Here is a 16,370-nt window from a genome sequence, read left to right as displayed (position 1 = left end):
GCGTGCGGCGGGAGATGTGGGGACATGCGATGGGGACAGGGACCGAACCGTCCTGTCCCCATCGCTCCCCGCCCATGGGCGGTTGCTACCGGCTCACTTGAACTCGCCGGTCTTGACCGCTGCCCATTGGCCGCCCTTGACCGCGTAGACCGTCAGCACCCGCGAGGTGGCGTCGCCGTACTGGTCGAAGGAGACGTGTCCGGTCGCGCCGTCGAAGTCGACCTTGCCGACTGCGTCGATGGTGGCCTGGCGGGCGGACTTGGCATCGTCGGCACTGGCCAGCGAGGTCTTCAGCGCGTTGATGATCGCATTGGCCGCATCGTAGGAGTAGGCGCCATAGGCAGCGTACGGATCCTTGTAGCCCGCCTTGGCGTAGGCATCGACGAAGGACTTCGCCGACGGCAATGTGTCGGCCGGAGCCCCGACCGAGGTGGCCAGGTCACCGTCGGACTTGCTACCGGCCTGCTTGATGTAGGCCGGATCGTAGATACCGTCACCACCCATCACCGGGACGTCGAGACCGGCCGACTTGGCCTGGTTGGACAGCGGCCCCGCCTGCGGGTACTCGCCGCCGTAGTAGATCGCCTGCGGATGTGCGCCCTGGACCTTGCTGATCACCGGGCTGAAGTTCGTGTCATCAGGGTTGATCGTCTGGTGCGAGACGATCTTGCCACCGAGCTTCTTGAACTCCGTCTCGAAGGACGCAACGAGCCCGGCGCCATAGGTCTTCTTGTCGTTGATGGTCGCGACCTGTTTCAGTCCCTTGTCCTGGAAGAGGTAGCGCGCGGCGAACGGACCCTGGATGTCGTCGGTGGTACAGGTGCGGAAGTAGTTCGCGTACGGCCGCTTCGGATTGGCCGCGTCCTCGCCCTTGGTCAGCGCAACACCGGTATTGGCCGGCGACACCTCGACGATCTTGGCGTTGTTCAGCACCGGCTGCACGGTCTGGGCGACCGAGGAGTTGAGGGTGCCGACGACCCCGATCACGTCGTCGTCACCAGCCAGCGTTGTCGCGGCGTTCTGTCCGGTGGCCGGGGTGGCCTGGTCGTCCTGGGCGTCGAGCTCCAGGGTCCAACCGGGGATTGTGTGATTCTGATTGGCCTGCTTGACGGCCAGGTCGACCGAGTTCTTGATACCGAGCCCGAGTGGTGCGAGATCGCCCGTCAGCGGCGCTATGACGCCGATCTTTGCTGTCTTGTCCTGGGTGGCCCCGCCGGTCCCGGCGTTGGTGTTGTCCGAGCGCGTCCCACAAGCGGTCGCTGTGAGCGACAGTGCGATGAAGGCAGCTCCGGCTACGGCCAGTCGATGCTTGCGCATTATTTCCTCCTGATCTGGTCGGCCATGTCGGCCATCCGGGATCGCCAGGTGTCTGCCCACGCGACCGCATCCGGCCTGGGAGGACTCTAAGGCCGGTCTCAGGCCAAAGCGGTTGCACGTTGTCGGTTCGTTACACAACGGAAAACGACCTGACCATTAACTGGTCAGGTCGTGCGGTTTTCCTGGCGCCGCGGTGGGATCCGCGGCAGGCGTACGGGTCAGCGGCCGGGCTTGGCTCCGTGCGCGATGACGCCTTCGGCGACCTCGCGCATCGACTTGCGCAGGTCCATCGCGGTCTTCTGGATCCAGCGGAACGCCTCCGGCTCGGTCAGTCCGAGGCCGACCTGGAGCAGGCCTTTCGCCTTGTCCACGATCTTGCGGGTCTCCAGCCGCTCCTCGAGCTGGGCGACCTCGGCCTCGACGGCGAGGATCTCCTGGTAGCGGGCGATCGCGATCTCGATCGCCGGCACCAGATCGTCCTTGCCGAACGGCTTGACGACATAGGCCATCGCGCCGGCCTCACGAGCCCGCTCGATCAGGTCGCGCTGGCTGAACGCGGTCAGCATCACCACCGGGGCGATCCGCTTCTCGGCGATCTTCTCCGCTGCGGAGATGCCGTCCATCTTGGGCATCTTCACGTCCATCACGACCAGGTCGGGCTTGAGGTCGGTCGCCAGGGCGACGGCCTGTTCGCCGTCACCGGCCTCACCGACGACTTCGTAGCCCTCTTCGCTGAGCATCTCGACCAGGTCGAGCCGGATCAGCGACTCGTCCTCGGCGACGACAACCCGCGAAGCGGCGCCTGTGGGCTTGGCCTGGGTCTTCGTCTGCGGACGCAGCTCCGCGCTTTCCTGGGCTGCTTTGCTCTCTGTCACGGGAGTAACTCTAGCCAGCCGCGGGCGCTGATGCGGAGTCCGGTCGGAGTGAGGACTTCCGGCTCGCCTGTGGCACAATGATCGTCGCTCCGGCCGGGGTGGCGGAATGGTAGACGCTGACGGCTCAAACCCGTCTGCCCGAAAGGGCGTAGGGGTTCGACTCCCCTCCTCGGCACAACTCCAGGCGCCGGCACGTCGACACGACGCGTCGTAATCAGTTTGTGACCTGTTGGCGCAGCCGTGCCACAATGCCGGTCTATGGATTCCTCACAGGTTTCTCAGCACACCAGCGTCGGTGCACGCTCCGAAACGACTGTCTCCTCAGCCTCGTCTCACGGGAGCGGCGCTTTCGCGGCCGCAACCGGACGACAGCTGGAGCAGAGCGGAGACCAGGTCAAGGTCAACTACGGCAAGTATCAGCACTCACTGATCGGGCGCCACTGCGGCGCAGAGGTCCTGGAGATCGGCGCCGGCGCCGGCGACTTCTCGGCCGGCCTGACCGGACGCCGCCGGCTGGTGGTCACCGATGTCGACCCGGACGCAGTGCAGGCGATCGGACGCCGGTTCGCCGACCGGCCCGAGGTCGCCGTACGGCAGCTGGACGCGGCGAACCTGACCCCGGAACGGGCGGAGACCCTGGCGCAGGAGCTGGGGCCGCTCGACACAGTCCTGGCCATCAACGTCCTGGAGCACATCGAGGACCATGTCCGGGCGCTGCGGGCCCTGTCGCGGTTGGTGCGGCCCGGCGGGAATCTGGTCATCTGGGTGCCGGGCTACCAGCAGTTGTACGGCGACTTCGACCGCTCGGTCGGACACGTTCGCCGCTACACCCCGAAGACGCTGTCCGCCGCGGCCGAGGAGGCCGGCCTGCGCGTGGATCTGTCCCGGCCGGTGAATCTGCTGGGCGGGATCGCCTGGTGGGCGGCCGTCCGCAAAGGCGGTGCCAGCAGCCCGAATTCCAAGCTGGTGAAGATCTACGACGCGGTCTTGGTTCCGCTCACGCGGGTCTTGGACACGTTGCCGATCCCTTTCGGCCAGACGATCCTCGGCTCGTTCACCCGCCGCGACTGACGGTGGGTCCGTCGCACGGCACGGCCCGGGGCCGGTGGCGTGCGGCCTCCGACCGCCGTCGGTTTCCCGTCCGTACGGACCGCGCCGCCTGTTACGGAACGAAGCTGATCCGCGCCGGGAGCCATACCGTCTGCGACCCGTTGCGTGAAACGTACGATCCGTGCCGTCTGACCGGCAAACTCGAGTCGTCACGACTTCGATGAGGCCGGTTCGAGGGGCCGAATCGCAGGACCCGGCGGCCAAGGTCACAACGGCAGGCCGATCTTTCTGACCCGGATCATGTTCGTCGCGCCGGCGCGGCCGGGAGGCGAACCGGCGATGATCACGACACGGTCGCCCTCTTCCGCCAGCCCGGACTCGGTCAGCGACTTGTCGACCTGCCGAATCATGTCGTCGGTGTGAGCCACCATCGGGGTGAGGAACGTCTCGATCCCCCATGACAGCGTGAGTTCGGCCTGGGTGCTCTCCAGTGGGGTGAAGGCCAGCAGCGGGATGTCCGGTCGCAGCCGGGAGAGCCGCCGGGCGGAGTCACCGGACTGGGTGAAGGCGACCAGATAGCGGGCACCGACGCCCTTGGCCACATCGGCGGCGGCTTTGGTCACCACGCCGGCGGTGGTGTGCGGGTCCCAGTCGATGGTGTGCATCTCGGCCATGCCGTGGGCTTCGGTCTCATTGATGATCCGAGCCATCGTCTCAACGGTCAGCACCGGATACTCGCCGACGCTGGTCTCACCGGACAGCATCACCGCGTCAGCGCCGTCCAGGATCGCGTTGGCGACATCGGACGCCTCGGCGCGGGTCGGTCGCGGCGCGGAGATCATCGACTCCAGCATCTGCGTGGCGACGATCACCGGCTTGGCCCATCGCCGGGCAGCGGTCACAATCCGCTTCTGGACCAGAGGCACTTCCTCCAGCGGCAGCTCGACGCCGAGATCGCCGCGAGCCACCATGAACGCGTCGAACGCGTCGATGATCTCGTCCAGGTTCTGGACCGCCTGCGGCTTCTCGATCTTGGCGATGATCGGGACCTTGCGACCCTCTTCGGCCATGATCTGGTGTGCGTCGGCGGCATCGGCAGCGCTGCGCACGAAGGACATCGCGATCATGTCGACGCCCTGGGCCAGGGCCCACCGCAGGTCTGCCGTGTCCTTGTCACTCAGTGCCGGGACACTGACCGCGACCCCCGGCAGATTGATGCCCTTGTTGTTGGAGACCGGGCCACCGACCTGGACGGTGGTGATCACCTCCGTGTCGGTCACCTCGTCGGCGACCAGCTGGATCCGGCCGTCGTCGATCAAGATCAGGTCGCCGGGTTTCACATCACCGGGCAGCCCCTTGAAGGTCGTACCGCAGCGATTCACGTCACCCTGGCAGTCCTCGGTGGTGATCGTGAACTTCGCACCGTAGGCAAGCTCGACCCTGCCTTCGGCGAACCGGGCCAATCTGATCTTGGGACCCTGCAGATCGGCGAAGATCAGGATGGGTCGGCCGACGGCCTTGGCGGCGGCACGGACCCCCTCGATGCTCTTCAGATGGTCGGGGTAGTCACCATGACTCATATTGAGCCGGGCGACATTCATCCCGGCGCGCGCCAACTCGATCAGACGCTCTTCGGAAGCGGTCGCCGGGCCGAGGGTGCAGACAATCTTCGCTCTTCGCACACCCGGACCCTATTACGCCCGGCTGAGAGCACGCACAACGGGCCGGGTTGCCGGGTCAGGTTGCCCGGACCAGATCGAGTGCGTGCTGCAGGTCCTCGGGGTATTCAGAGGTGAACTCCACCCGGTCGCCGGTCGCCGGGTGGACGAACCCGAGCCGTACGGCATGGAGCCACTGGCGGACCAGGCCGAGCTCCGCAGCGAGCCGCGGATTGGCGCCGTACGTCGGATCGCCGACGCACGGGTGCTTGATCGCCGCCATGTGCACGCGGATCTGGTGGGTCCGGCCGGTCTCCAGCTTGACCTCGAGCAGCGAGGCGCCGCGGTGGGCTTCCAGGGTCTTGTAGTGGGTGACACTGCGCCGACCGTCGCTGCGGATGGCCATCTTGTAGTCGGCGCCGGGATGGCGACCGATCGGGGCGTCGATAGTGCCCTCGAACGGATCCGGGTGCCCCTGGACGAGGGTGTGATAGGTCTTGTCGACCTCTCGGTCACGGAATGCCTGCTTGAGCACCGTGTACGCCAGCTCGCTCTTGGCGAGCACCATCAGCCCGGACGTCCCGACGTCGAGCCGCTGGACGACACCCTGACGCTCCGGAGCACCCGACGTGGAGATCCGGAAGCCTGCGCCCGCCAGGTGCTCGGTGACCGATGGTCCGTCCCAGCCGAGGCTGGGATGGGCGGCCACGCCGACCGGCTTGTCGACCACCACGATGTGATCGTCGTCGTGGACGATCCGGACACCGGCGACCACTTGCGGGGTCACCTGCACGCCGGTGGGCGAGTCCGGAAGGTCGACCTCCAGCAGCGAGCCCGCTGTGACCCGGTCCGATTTGCCGGCCGGCGAACCGTCGACCAGGACGCCGCCGGTCGCTGCGAGCTCGGCGACCTTGGTCCGCGACAGCCCGAGCATCCGCGCCACCGCTGCGTCGACCCGCTCCCCTTCAAGGCCTTCGGGCACCAGCACCGTACGAGAGGTCATGACCGGCTCTGCCCGGGCGTCGTCGATTCGGCCCCGTTCTCCTCAGTCTGTCGGTCCGCCGGCCCCTTGCGGGCGTAGTGTTCACCGCCCACCGAGATGTTCCGGAAGATCGCCAGGATCACGATCATCACTGCGGCGGTACACACGCACATGTCGGCGACGTTGAAGATCGCCCAGTGGGGCAGTTGCAGGAAGTCGACGACGTGGCCGCGGAAGAAGCCGGGCTCGCGGAAGATCCGGTCGACGAGGTTGCCGGCGACCCCTGCCATCAGGAAGCCGAGCGCGACTGCCCAGCCGCTGTGTCGTAGTCGGGGAAGCAGAGCGATGATCACGAACAGCAGGGCAGCGGCTGCCAGCACCGCGAAGACCGGGGTGTAGCCCTCGCCGAGGCTGAAGGCCGCGCCGGAGTTGCGGATCAGTTGCAGGCGGAGCAGCCCGCCGAAGAGCACGACCGGGTTGTACGGGTCAAGCCTGCCGGCGGCCAGGTGTTTGGTGATCACGTCCAGCACCAGCCCGGCGGCTGCCACCAGCACCGACAGGCAGACGTACAGCCACCGGCGGCGTATCGGCCGGTGGCTGTTCGGTGTGGACGAACTGGTTATCGACGTTCCTCGCGCTGTTTGCATTCCACACACAGTGTGGCACGCGGGAACGCCAGCAGCCGACCCTTGCCGATCGGCCGTCCGCAGTTGTCACAGATCCCATAGCTGCCGCGGGCGATGTGCATCAGTGCCGACCGGGTCTGATCGAGCAGTTCTCGCGCATTGTTGGCCAGCGACATCTCGTGATCGCGCTCGAAATTGGTCGAGCCGACGTCGGCCGGGTCACGACCCGCGCCCTCACTGCCGTCGCGCAGCAGTCCGACAAGTTCGGCCTCGGAGACTTCGATCTGGCTGGCCAGCCGGACCAGCTCGGACTCCAACTCGGTGCGGATCTCGGCGACCTCGTCCTCGGTCCAAGGGTCCTCGCCATCACGGACCGGCAGATCGCCGGGGCGGATCGCGCGGCCGGCTGCGACGGCGCGATCGAAGGTGGCGCCGATGCTGTCGCCGGGTTCGGAAGCGACCGGACCGCTGGTCGCTGATGCAGTGTTCGTCACGTTGCCTGTCTTCTCGATGTGCCCGTCCGCCGCCGCTGCGGCAGACGCGGTGGTCGTCGTTGCGGAACTGTCAGCCCGGGTCGGCCGGCCGGCAGGACTCCTGCCGGCCGGGGATTTCCTGGCTGGATTCGGCGTCTTCGCCGTAGCTTTGCTGGATGCCGCGGCCTTCGCGGTCGTTCTCTTCGACGGCGAGGCCTTGGTCGACCTGGAGGCGGGCGCGACCTTGCTGACCGTACGCTTCGTCGCCGGCTTCGTCGTTGTGGTCTTGGACGCAGCGGCCTTCGTGGTCGAAGCGTTCGCCTTCTTCGCCGGCGTCTTCTTCGCTGCTGTGGCGTTCGCTGTCGTCTTGCTTGCCGGAGCCTTCTTTGAGGTCGTGGTCCTTGCCGCCGTCCCGCGATCGGTCGTCTTTGCCACCGTTTTCTTTGACGGCGGCTTCTTTATCGGCGCCTTCTCGGCGGTGCTTGGTTTGCTCGTGTTTGGTTTGCTCGTGTTCGGTTTGCTCGCGATCGGCTTCTTGGCCGCGACTTTATTGGCGGCAGCCTTGGTGACCGGCGAACTGCTCTTGACTGTCGCTCTCTTCGTCGCCGGCTTCTGCGCAGCGGAGGCCGACGCCGCGCGACGCCCGGTACCCGGCTCCGTCCTGGTCGTCGACGACGGTTGCCTGGTCCTACGGTTCGCGGCTGTCGTTCTGGCAGTCATGTCGAGCCCCCTTGATGCTCCGAAGCGCGGATGCGAGGAAGTCAGACGAACAGTAGGGCGCAATCGGGATTTCTTCAATGAAAAACCGCATGTGTTGGCAACTTCGGGTCCTTCAGGCGGTGTTCACCCAGCGCTGAGCGGGTTGCTTACCCCAATTCACCCCGAAAAGACAGAATGGGCCCCCGATGTCGGGGACCCATTTCTGCAGTGGAACTCTGAACCGGTCGAACTCGCGACCGGCCGCCCTCAGGACTGCTCGCCCAGCAGCGCGTCCAAGCGCGGAGTGTCACTGGGCGTGTCCTGCTGGCCGCCGTCCTGGACTCCACGATTCGGCTGACCGTTGCTCGGACCGTTGGCGGCGCCGTTCTCCGAGTCGCGACCCAGCTCGTTCAGCACGGCCGGCGCCGACGGCGGCTCGGCCTTGCCGGCGGACAGGTGATCGATGTGGCTGCGGAGCTCGTTGGTCAGGTTCTGCCGGAAGTCGGACTCGAACTTGCGCAGATCTGAGACTGACGCGGCCAGCTGGTCACGCTGCTTCTCCAGCTCGCCGAAGAGCTCACGCCGCTTGGTCTCGGCGTCCTGGTTCAGCCGTTCGGCGTTGTTCTGCGCCTCGGAGCGGATCCGCTCGGCGTTCACCCTGGCCTCGCTCTCGACCCGCTCGGCGCGTGTGGTCGCGTCGGTGGTCAGCTGCTTGGCGGTCCGCTCGGCCTCGGCCTTCATCTTGGCCGATTCTTCCTTGGCCTCGTTGAGGATCTGCTCGGCATGCTCGGTGGAAACCTGCACCAGGCGTACGACGGCCGGGCTGGCCTCGCTGGCGGTGGTGACCACGATCCGCTCCACGTCGGGCTCGTTGCCCTGCGGCTGCGGTGCGGGCTGCGCAACTGGCTGCGGGGCAGCGGGCTGCTGCGGCTGCTGAGACTCCGCGGTAGCGTCGGCGGTCGACTTCAGCGAGTCGACCTGACGCTTCAGGTTGGCGTTCTCCTCCAGCAGCTGCTCGAAAGACGCCTCCACCTGGTCGACGAACTCGTCGACGTCCAGAACCTCGTAGCCGGATCTCTTGGCCATCCGGAACTTGATATTCCGGACCTCATCCAGCGTCAGCGACATCGTTCACCTCAGGTAGTCGAAAAATGCAGTTCTTTGAGCAGGCCGCTGCCTGCATGGCCCACAGCTTCACCGGGCAGGAGACCCGGTAGGGCCCAGGGCACGCATGCTTACCGTACCCAATCCACGTGACACCGGGCCAATCAGGATCAGTGTGGAACCAACAAAACCATCGAATTGACGCGCATCAGGATGATGACCGCAAGCCACAGGCCCATGAACGCGATGTCCAGCACCATGTTGCCCATCCGGACCGGCCGCAGGAATTTGCGCAGAAAACGCAGCGGCGGGTCGGTGACGGTGTAGATCGCCTCCGCGACCACCAGCATCGCGCCGCGCGGCTGCCAGTCGCGAACCAGCACCGGAACCCAGGAGAGGATCATCCGCGCGATCAGCAGCAACAAGAACAGCCACAGGATCCATTCAATGATGTATCCGGCGATCGGCAACATGCGCGCTGGTCCTCATACTTCCCGGTGTGAGCGCCGACGAGTCCCCACAACCCACGCGCCGCAACGCGACTAGCTCTGGTTGAAGAACCCGCCAGCGATGCGTTCCTTGTCCTCCGCGGCCACGGTCACATTCTGCGGCGACAGCAGGAACACCTTGCTGGTGACACGTTCGATATTGCCACGCAGGCCAAGGATCAGACCAGCGGCAAAGTCCACCAGGCGCTTGGCGTCGGCGTTCTCCATCTGCGACAGGTTCATGATCACCGGCACGCCGTCGCGGAAGTGCTCACCGATGGTCCGGGCATCGTTGAAGCTACGCGGATGCACAGTGACGATCCGGGACAAATCTGCCTTCTCCACTTCGACAGGCTTCTCCTCCACCGCTACCGCCGTGGCGGTCGCGGTCCTCGCGCCGCCGGCCACCGGCTGGGCCGCCGGTCGCCGCGACTCCAGCGGCGTCACCTTGGCAGCCTCGGCCGGCCGGCCGGATGCCGGTACGGCGGCTGTGCTGTTGTGCTTCTCGGCTTCGGCCAGGAGCTCATCACGGGAGACACCTTCGGTCGGCTCGGTGTCGTCATACTCCGGATATCGGTCGTCAGTGACGAGCCCGAGCCACGCAGCGGCCCGCTTCAACCTATCCGCCATGTTGTCCTAGACCTTCCTGTGCGTTGCCGCCTCGACGATATCGTCTATTTTGGTCGCCGCATCCGCCGACACGCTGCCGCGGCGACCTGCCGCGGCGACCAAACTAGATCAAGGGGGGCGACCCCCTTGGACCCCCGGATCGGTTGCTTCCTCAGATCAGCTTGCGGGCGGTTCCTCCGCAAGCTCCGCGACCACTTACTTCAGGAAGTCCGGGACGTCGAGGTCGTCATCGTCATCGTCGGCCGGCTTGGCTGCGGTCCTCGAGCCGCCGGGCACCGAACCAGCGGGCGGGCCGAAGGGGCTGGGCCGGCCGGTGGACGGTGCGGGCTGATTGGCGGGTTGGGTGCCCGCGCCACCGGCCGGGGCTCCGGTCGGCTCAGCGGGCTTGGCGGGGGTGATCGGCTTCGGAGCTGCGGGGGCGGCGGCCTGGGTTTGACTGTTCGGCCGCACCGCCGGCTGCCGCGTGACACCGGGCTGGCGGCGCGGCGGATGGCCGTCCTCGAAGCCGGCGGCGATGACCGTCACCCGGACCTCGTCACCGAGCGCATCGTCGATCACGGTGCCGAAGATGATGTTGGCTTCCTCGTGGGCCGCGGACTGGATCAGATCGGCCGCCGCGGACACCTCGAACAAGCCGAGATCGGATCCGCCGGCGATCGAGAGCAGCACACCGCGAGCGCCGTCGATGCTCTCCTCCAGCAGCGGCGAGGAGACCGCCTGCTCAGCTGCGGCCCGGGCCCGGTCCTCACCGCGGGCCGAACCGATGCCCATCAGCGCCGAACCGGCGTTGGACATCACCGACTTCACGTCGGCGAAGTCCAGGTTGATCAGACCGGGCGTGGTGATCAGGTCGGTGATGCCGGAGACACCTTGCAACAGCACCTGGTCGGCCTGCTTGAAAGCGTCCAGGATCGCCAGCTGGTGATCGGTCATCGCCAGCAACCGGTCGTTGGGGATCACGATCAGGGTGTCGACCTCGTCACGGAGGCTCCCGATGCCGTCCTCGGCCTGCACCGAACGGCGCCGGCCCTCGAAGCTGAACGGCCGGGTGACCACACCGATGGTCAGTGCTCCCAGCGAACGCGCGATCCGCGCCACCACCGGCGCACCACCGGTGCCGGTGCCGCCACCCTCGCCGGCGGTCACGAAAACCATGTCGGCGCCCTTGAGCGCCTCCTCGATCTCGTCGGAGTGGTCCTCGGCTGCCTGACGGCCCTTGTCCGGGTCGGCACCGGCCCCAAGGCCTCGGGTCAGTTCGCGTCCGATGTCGAGTTTCACATCGGCATCGCTCATCAGCAGCGCCTGCGCGTCGGTGTTGACCGCGATGAATTCGACACCCCGCAGGCCGGCCTCGATCATCCGGTTCACAGCGTTGACGCCGCCGCCGCCGACGCCGACCACCTTGATGATCGCCAGATAGTTCTGTGATGCAGTGACCACTGGTTCCGCCTCTTCTCCTGCCGTGCAAGGTCGCGTTGGATGCCCCGTCAGTCTCAACCTGAGGTCGACCTGTCGGGTCGTGACCACGAGGAAGTGCGGGGAAGAGTTCCTCGGGTCGGACCCCTCAACTGATCTGACGAGGAGTGACTGTCACGCTATGCGTTCGGGTGAGCGTTCGTCCACATGACGCACCCGCCGCGCCGGATTGACCCGCTTTGTCTCAACTTCTACTTCACCTTGATACCGCCGCAGCGCAGCCTGACCGTCAGCGGATCCTCAGCGGATCGCGGGGTTGCCGGGAGCGGACACGTCATAGCGGGTGCCCTTCTGCTTCAGCAGCGGCACCAACACCTGCGCCTTCAGGTCGGACTGTTCGTCGCTGCCCCAGAAGACAGTGTCACCGTCGGTCAGCTCGAGTGTGATCGAGTCCTTCGTGGTGGCCCGGATCCGTTCGACCTTGTGCTGGAGCGAGGCCGGGAGTGCCGAGACCACGATGCCGACCGACACCAGCACCGCGCGGTTGTCGGCAGGGACCGCAGCCTTGGGCAGCTTCCCTGCCGAGGAGACCGTACGGAAGCCGACACCGAAGCGGTCGACCAGCAGGACCGAGGTCCCGTCGGCGACCGCGAACAACGGGGTCCGCTCCTTGACGGTGATCGCCACGGTGTTCGGCCACTTCCGGCTGATCGACGCCGACTCCACCTCTTTCATGCCGGCCACCCGTTGCCGGATCGCGGCGACGTCGGTCCGGGCCATCGGGGCGCCAACCGGGACGGCGGCGACCTGGGCGATCTCGGTCGAGGTCAACTCCTTCTCCCCCGCGATCCGCACTGATTTCACCGCGAGCACCGACGAGAAGCCGACCAGATAGGTTCCAGCCGCGACCACCGCGAGGACCAGTAACGGGACCAGGATCCGGGCCACCAGCCGACGCCGGTTGCGTCGCCGGCGGAAGTCCAGCAGCGCCGTCTCCTCGGTGTCCGGGTTGATCCGCAGATCCGGTGGACTGATGGTCATCACTCCCCCTTCGACGTGCCGGTCCGGCTGTTCTCGGCCGCGATCTCGCTGACGATCACCGGCGCGATCTTGGTGACGTCACCACACCCGAGCGTGATCACCAGGTCGCCGGGCCGGGCGATCCGGGCCACAGTCGCAGCGGTGGCGTCCCAATCCGGCTCGTAGGTCACACGCGCGGTCCCGGCCGGTACCGCATCGGCGACCAGCCTGCCGGTGACACCCTTGATCGGATCCTCACGATCGCCGCAGACGTCCATCACGACCGCTTCGTCGGCCGGCTCGAGAGCAGCGCCGAACTCGCGCCAGAAATCCCGGGTCCGCGAGTAGAGGTGCGGCTGCAGGACGGCGACCAACCGGCCGCCGCCGCTCTCGTCGACCGCCTCCCGGGCCGCCCGTACGGTGTTGGCCACCTCGGTCGGATGATGGGCGTAGTCGTCGAAGACCCGTACGCCGGCTGCCGAGCCGACCAACTGGAAGCGCCGGTAGGTGCCGGGATAGCTGCCGAGTGCCTCGCGGACCGCGGCCGGGTCGTGGCCGAGCCGGGTGGCGATCGCGTAGGCGGCGGCCGCATTCAGCAGGTTGTAGCTGCCGGGCACGACCAGCCGGACCGGACCTGAGGCGCCGGTCGAGCCTTCGGGTCCGACGCGGTCGGTGAGGATGAAGCTCGACCCGAGGGATGCGTACGACTCGTCGGTGATCCGGATGTCGGCCCGCTCGCTGCGCCCGAAGGTGACGATGCGTGGCGGCCGCGCCGGAGGAAGCCCTTCGACCAGCTCACGACTCTGGAGCTTCCGCGTCAGTTCGACCGCGCCGGGATCGTCGGCGCTGATCACCAGCAACTCGACCTGTCGGCCGGTCGCGAAGCGTACGAACCCGGCCCGGTAGTTCTCGGGGGTGCCCCAGTTCACCAGGTGATCGGGATCGATGTTGGTGACCACGGCGACCCGGGTCGGATATTGCAGGAAGGTTCCGTCGGACTCGTCGGCCTCGACGACGAAGTCCGGTCCGCTGCCCAAGTGCCCACCGGTCTTGGCATGCTTCGCCCCGTCCTCGGACGGGTGATAGAGAACGCCGCCGATCGCGTACGACGGATCTGCGCCCAGCCGGGTGAGCAGGTGCGAGGTCATCGCGGTGGTGGTGGTCTTACCGTGGGTGCCGGCGATCGAGATCACCCGACGACCCTTCATCAACGACGCGAGGGCGACACTGCGGTGCAGCACCGGTAGCCCGCGACGGCGGGCTTCGGCCAGCTCCGGGTTGTCCTCGCGGATCGCCGACGAGGCGACGACGGTGCGCGCGTTGCCGAGCTGCTCGGCGGCATGTCCGACATGGGTTCGGACACCGAGACGGGCCAAAGACTGCAGGTAGTCGGAGTCGGACCGGTCGCTACCACTGACCTCGATGCCGCGCTGGGCGAAAATGGTCGCCACACCGTTCATCCCGGACCCGCCGATGGCGATGAAGTGCACCGGCCCCAGGTCCTCAGGATCGGCGATCTCATCGATCGGAGTGGGTTCGATCAGCGGCATCAGGGACTCTCCTGCAGACTCTCGGGACCGTCGGCCTCCCGGCCGTCGGCCACGTCGAGGGTCAACCGGGCCAGCCGCCGGGCGGCATCGGACGAGGCTACGCCACGGGCGGCCTCCGACATCCGATGCAACACGGCGGGATCGTCCAGGATGGCCGGGATCGCGGTCAGCAGCACACCGCCGTTGAGGGTCGAGTCGTCCAGCAAGCGGGCGCCGCCGGCCTTCACCACGGCCGTCGCGTTGCGCGACTGCTCACCGTTGCCTACCGCGTACGGCACCAACAGGGTCGGCAGTCCGAGCAGTGCCGCCTCGAGCACCGAACTGGCACCGGCCCGGCAGAGCACCAGGTCCGCAGCGGCGTACGCCTTCTCCATCTGCTCGATGAAGCCGACCGGGATGTAGCTGGCCTCGGTCTGCGGGTCGGTGACCTTGACATCGGCCTCGCCGATGTTGTTGCCGCCCAGCTGATGCAGGATCTGGATGCCCTCGGCGAGCAGGCCCGAACGGGCCTCGATCACCGATCTGTTGATCCGGGCTGCGCCCTGGGAACCGCCGGTCACCAGCAGGGTCGGGGTATCCGGATCGAGACCCAGCTCGATCCGGGCCTGGGACTTCAGCCGCTCCCGCTCGGCCGGTGATGAATCTGCCAGCCGGGTGACCGATTCCCGCAGTGGCAGACCGATCCAGTTGGCATGCGGCAGCGGCGTGTCGGGGAAGGACGTGGCGACATGGCGGGTGAACCGGGCGGCCAGCCGGTTGGCCAGTCCGGGAAGGGCGTTCTGTTCGTGGATCACGACCGGGATGCCGAGCCGGCGCGCCGCGAGGTAGGCGGGAGTGGAGACGTAGCCACCGAAGCCGAGCAACACATCGGCCTCGGCCCGACGCAGGATCGCCATCGATTCGGACACCGCCTTGCCCAGCCGGACCGGCAGCTTGGCCAGATCAGGGCCCGGCCGGCGCGGCATCGGGACCGGCGGGATCAGTTCCAGAGGAAGCCCGGCGGCCGGGATCGTACGGGTCTCGAGACCGCGCGCGGTGCCGATCGCGGTCAGGGTGATGTCCGACTCGATCCGGCGCAGCTGCTCGGCGGTCGCGATCAGCGGCGACGTGTGACCCGCCGAGCCGCCGCCGGCGAGGACGACGCTGTGGCTCATCGCTTGCGGCGCCCCGACGGTGCTGAACTCTTGGCCCGGCCACGGCCGTCGACGACGGTGGTCATCTCCGGCCGCACCTGTTGTGCTGCCCGGGCCAGCACCCGGCGGGCGGCCGGTTCATTGCGGGCACAGGCGATCAGTACGCCGACCGCGATCACATTGGCCATCAGGGCCGAGCCGCCGTAGGACAGCAAGGGCAGCGGTACACCCGCCACCGGCAGCAACCGGAGCACCACACCGAGGTTGATCAACGTCTGTACCATGAACCAGCTGGTCACCCCGGCCGCCAGATAGCGGTGGAATTTGTCATCGGAACGCAACGCGATCCGTAGCCCGGCATAGCCGAGCACCAAGAAGAGTCCGAGCACGGCGAGGGTGCCGAAGAGGCCGAGCTCCTCGCCGATCACGGCGAAGATGTAGTCGGTATGCGCCTCGGGGAGGCTGCCCCACTTCTCCCGGCTGGCGCCGAGCCCGACCCCCCACCAGCCGCCGGAGGCGATACCCCGCATCGCAACGGTCGACTGCAGGTTGGCTCCCGCTGTGTCCGCGGTCGGATTGAGGAAGGCGGCCAGTCGTCCCATCCGGTTGGGGCTGGTGATGAACAAGCCGATCACGCCGACGATGCCGATCACGCCGATCGAGGCGAAGATCCGCATCGGGGCACCGACGATCCACAGCACCCCAGCGACGATCCCGGCCATCACGACCGCGGTGCCGGCGTCACCCTGGAAGACCACGAGCAAGATCATCAGTCCGGTCACCGGCAGGAACGGGATCAACAGGTGCTTGGGCTGGTCGAGCAGTTTGTCCTTGCGAGCAAGGATATCCGCCGCCCAGATGATCATGGCGAGCTTGGCGAACTCCGAGGGCTGCAACTGCAGGATCGGAGTTCCCAGCTGCAGCCAGTTGCGGTTGCCGTTGATCGTCACACCCAGCGGCGTGTACGTCAGCACCAGCATTCCGGCGGAGACGAACAGCGCGATCCAGCCGACCACCCGCAGCAGCGAGCGGGACAACCGGGTCACCACGTAGGCGCCGATCAGGCCGACGCCGAGAAACACCGCCTGCCGCTTCAGGTAGTAATAGGCGTCGCCCTCGTACTGGTAGGCGTACACGCTGGAACTCGACAGCACCATCATCAGGCCGAGCGCCACCAGCATCCCGGCCGAACCGAGCACCAGGTGGAAGCTGGCCAGCGGCTTGTTCAACATCACCCGCAGCCAGTCCAGCCGCCCCGGACGGGCCTGTTGAGCGGCCTCCTGCCGGGTCTGGTGCCTGGATTCGCGCGGAACAGCGGTGCGGGTCGCCGCACTGGTCGTCGTGCTCAC

16 protein-coding genes and 1 tRNA gene are annotated in these 16,370 nt (G+C 67.1%); 3 read left to right on the top strand and 14 right to left on the bottom strand.

The annotated features are described in order from the left end of the window. Positions 1–93: 93 nt before the first annotated feature. Together IEY07_RS18930 and IEY07_RS18925 are read right to left on the bottom strand one after the other, a co-directional pair. Positions 94–1,317, bottom strand: coding sequence for a branched-chain amino acid ABC transporter substrate-binding protein (locus tag IEY07_RS18930; RefSeq protein WP_188896967.1), 1,224 nt, complete (start codon positions 1,315–1,317; stop codon positions 94–96). Positions 1,318–1,535: 218 nt separating this feature from the next. Continuing rightward, complete coding sequence (locus IEY07_RS18925) at positions 1,536–2,156, bottom strand: ANTAR domain-containing response regulator (protein ID WP_229670348.1); 621 nt, start codon at positions 2,154–2,156, stop codon at positions 1,536–1,538. 128 nt (positions 2,157–2,284) lie between these two features. On the opposite strand from IEY07_RS18925, the gene IEY07_RS18920 reads away from it, so the two are divergent. Both IEY07_RS18920 and IEY07_RS18915 read left to right on the top strand, forming a co-directional pair. Next, a tRNA-Leu gene (locus IEY07_RS18920) sits at positions 2,285–2,367 on the top strand. An 83-nt stretch (positions 2,368–2,450) separates the two neighbouring features. Further along, positions 2,451–3,263 carry a class I SAM-dependent methyltransferase gene (locus IEY07_RS18915; protein ID WP_188896965.1) on the top strand — a complete coding sequence of 271 codons (813 nt, stop codon included), beginning with the start codon at positions 2,451–2,453 and terminating at the stop codon, positions 3,261–3,263. Positions 3,264–3,508: 245 nt separating this feature from the next. Here IEY07_RS18915 and pyk read toward each other — a convergent pair whose 3' ends face one another. From pyk to IEY07_RS18895, 4 genes are read right to left on the bottom strand one after another with little or no spacing between them, the layout of a single operon-like run. Further along, positions 3,509–4,924, bottom strand: coding sequence for a pyruvate kinase (pyk, locus tag IEY07_RS18910; protein ID WP_188896964.1), 1,416 nt, complete (start codon positions 4,922–4,924; stop codon positions 3,509–3,511). A 55-nt stretch (positions 4,925–4,979) separates the two neighbouring features. Continuing rightward, positions 4,980–5,903 (bottom strand): RluA family pseudouridine synthase, encoded by a 924-nt coding sequence (locus IEY07_RS18905; RefSeq protein ID WP_188896963.1) that lies wholly within the window; start codon positions 5,901–5,903, stop codon positions 4,980–4,982. Then, positions 5,900–6,529, bottom strand: coding sequence for a signal peptidase II (locus IEY07_RS18900; protein ID WP_188896962.1), 630 nt, complete (start codon positions 6,527–6,529; stop codon positions 5,900–5,902). The genes IEY07_RS18905 and IEY07_RS18900 overlap by 4 nt, the downstream gene beginning before the upstream one ends. Next, on the bottom strand, positions 6,502–6,903 hold the full coding sequence (locus tag IEY07_RS18895) for a TraR/DksA family transcriptional regulator (protein ID WP_229670346.1): 402 nt from the start codon (positions 6,901–6,903) through the stop codon (positions 6,502–6,504). The genes IEY07_RS18900 and IEY07_RS18895 overlap by 28 nt, the downstream gene beginning before the upstream one ends. Before the next feature lie 88 nt (positions 6,904–6,991). On the opposite strand from IEY07_RS18895, the gene IEY07_RS18890 reads away from it, so the two are divergent. Continuing rightward, a complete protein-coding gene (locus IEY07_RS18890) occupies positions 6,992–8,038 on the top strand; it encodes a hypothetical protein (RefSeq protein WP_188896960.1) in 1,047 nt (348 codons plus the stop codon). Here the strand turns inward: IEY07_RS18890 and IEY07_RS18885 are convergent. The 8 genes from IEY07_RS18885 to ftsW form a co-directional block, all read right to left on the bottom strand. Continuing rightward, complete coding sequence (locus IEY07_RS18885; RefSeq protein WP_188896959.1) at positions 7,948–8,808, bottom strand: DivIVA domain-containing protein; 861 nt, start codon at positions 8,806–8,808, stop codon at positions 7,948–7,950. The genes IEY07_RS18890 and IEY07_RS18885 overlap by 91 nt on opposite strands. A 146-nt stretch (positions 8,809–8,954) precedes the next feature. After that, positions 8,955–9,257, bottom strand: a complete 303-nt coding sequence (locus IEY07_RS18880; RefSeq protein ID WP_188896958.1) for a YggT family protein — start codon at positions 9,255–9,257, stop codon at positions 8,955–8,957. A gap of 69 nt (positions 9,258–9,326) precedes the next feature. Further along, positions 9,327–9,902 (bottom strand): cell division protein SepF, encoded by a 576-nt coding sequence (locus tag IEY07_RS18875; RefSeq protein ID WP_188896957.1) that lies wholly within the window; start codon positions 9,900–9,902, stop codon positions 9,327–9,329. A 195-nt stretch (positions 9,903–10,097) separates the two neighbouring features. Then, positions 10,098–11,342: a cell division protein FtsZ gene (gene ftsZ, locus IEY07_RS18870; protein ID WP_188896956.1), complete on the bottom strand. Its 1,245-nt coding sequence runs from the start codon at positions 11,340–11,342 to the stop codon at positions 10,098–10,100. A 276-nt stretch (positions 11,343–11,618) separates the two neighbouring features. Next, positions 11,619–12,359 carry a cell division protein FtsQ/DivIB gene (locus IEY07_RS18865; protein ID WP_188896955.1) on the bottom strand — a complete coding sequence of 247 codons (741 nt, stop codon included), beginning with the start codon at positions 12,357–12,359 and terminating at the stop codon, positions 11,619–11,621. Then, positions 12,359–13,888: a UDP-N-acetylmuramate--L-alanine ligase gene (murC, locus tag IEY07_RS18860; protein WP_188896954.1), complete on the bottom strand. Its 1,530-nt coding sequence runs from the start codon at positions 13,886–13,888 to the stop codon at positions 12,359–12,361. Before murC ends, IEY07_RS18865 begins: the two co-directional genes overlap by 1 nt. After that, a complete protein-coding gene (gene murG, locus IEY07_RS18855; RefSeq protein ID WP_188896953.1) occupies positions 13,888–15,042 on the bottom strand; it encodes an undecaprenyldiphospho-muramoylpentapeptide beta-N-acetylglucosaminyltransferase in 1,155 nt (384 codons plus the stop codon). Before murG ends, murC begins: the two co-directional genes overlap by 1 nt. Continuing rightward, entirely contained in the window at positions 15,039–16,370 is a 1,332-nt protein-coding gene (gene ftsW / locus IEY07_RS18850) for a putative lipid II flippase FtsW (RefSeq protein WP_229670330.1), read from the bottom strand. The genes murG and ftsW overlap by 4 nt, the downstream gene beginning before the upstream one ends.

The sequence above is a fragment of the Microlunatus endophyticus genome (genome assembly GCF_014646195.1).
GTDB lineage: Bacteria > Actinomycetota > Actinomycetes > Propionibacteriales > Propionibacteriaceae > Microlunatus > Microlunatus endophyticus.
This window is presented reverse-complemented; position numbering and strand designations above follow the sequence as displayed.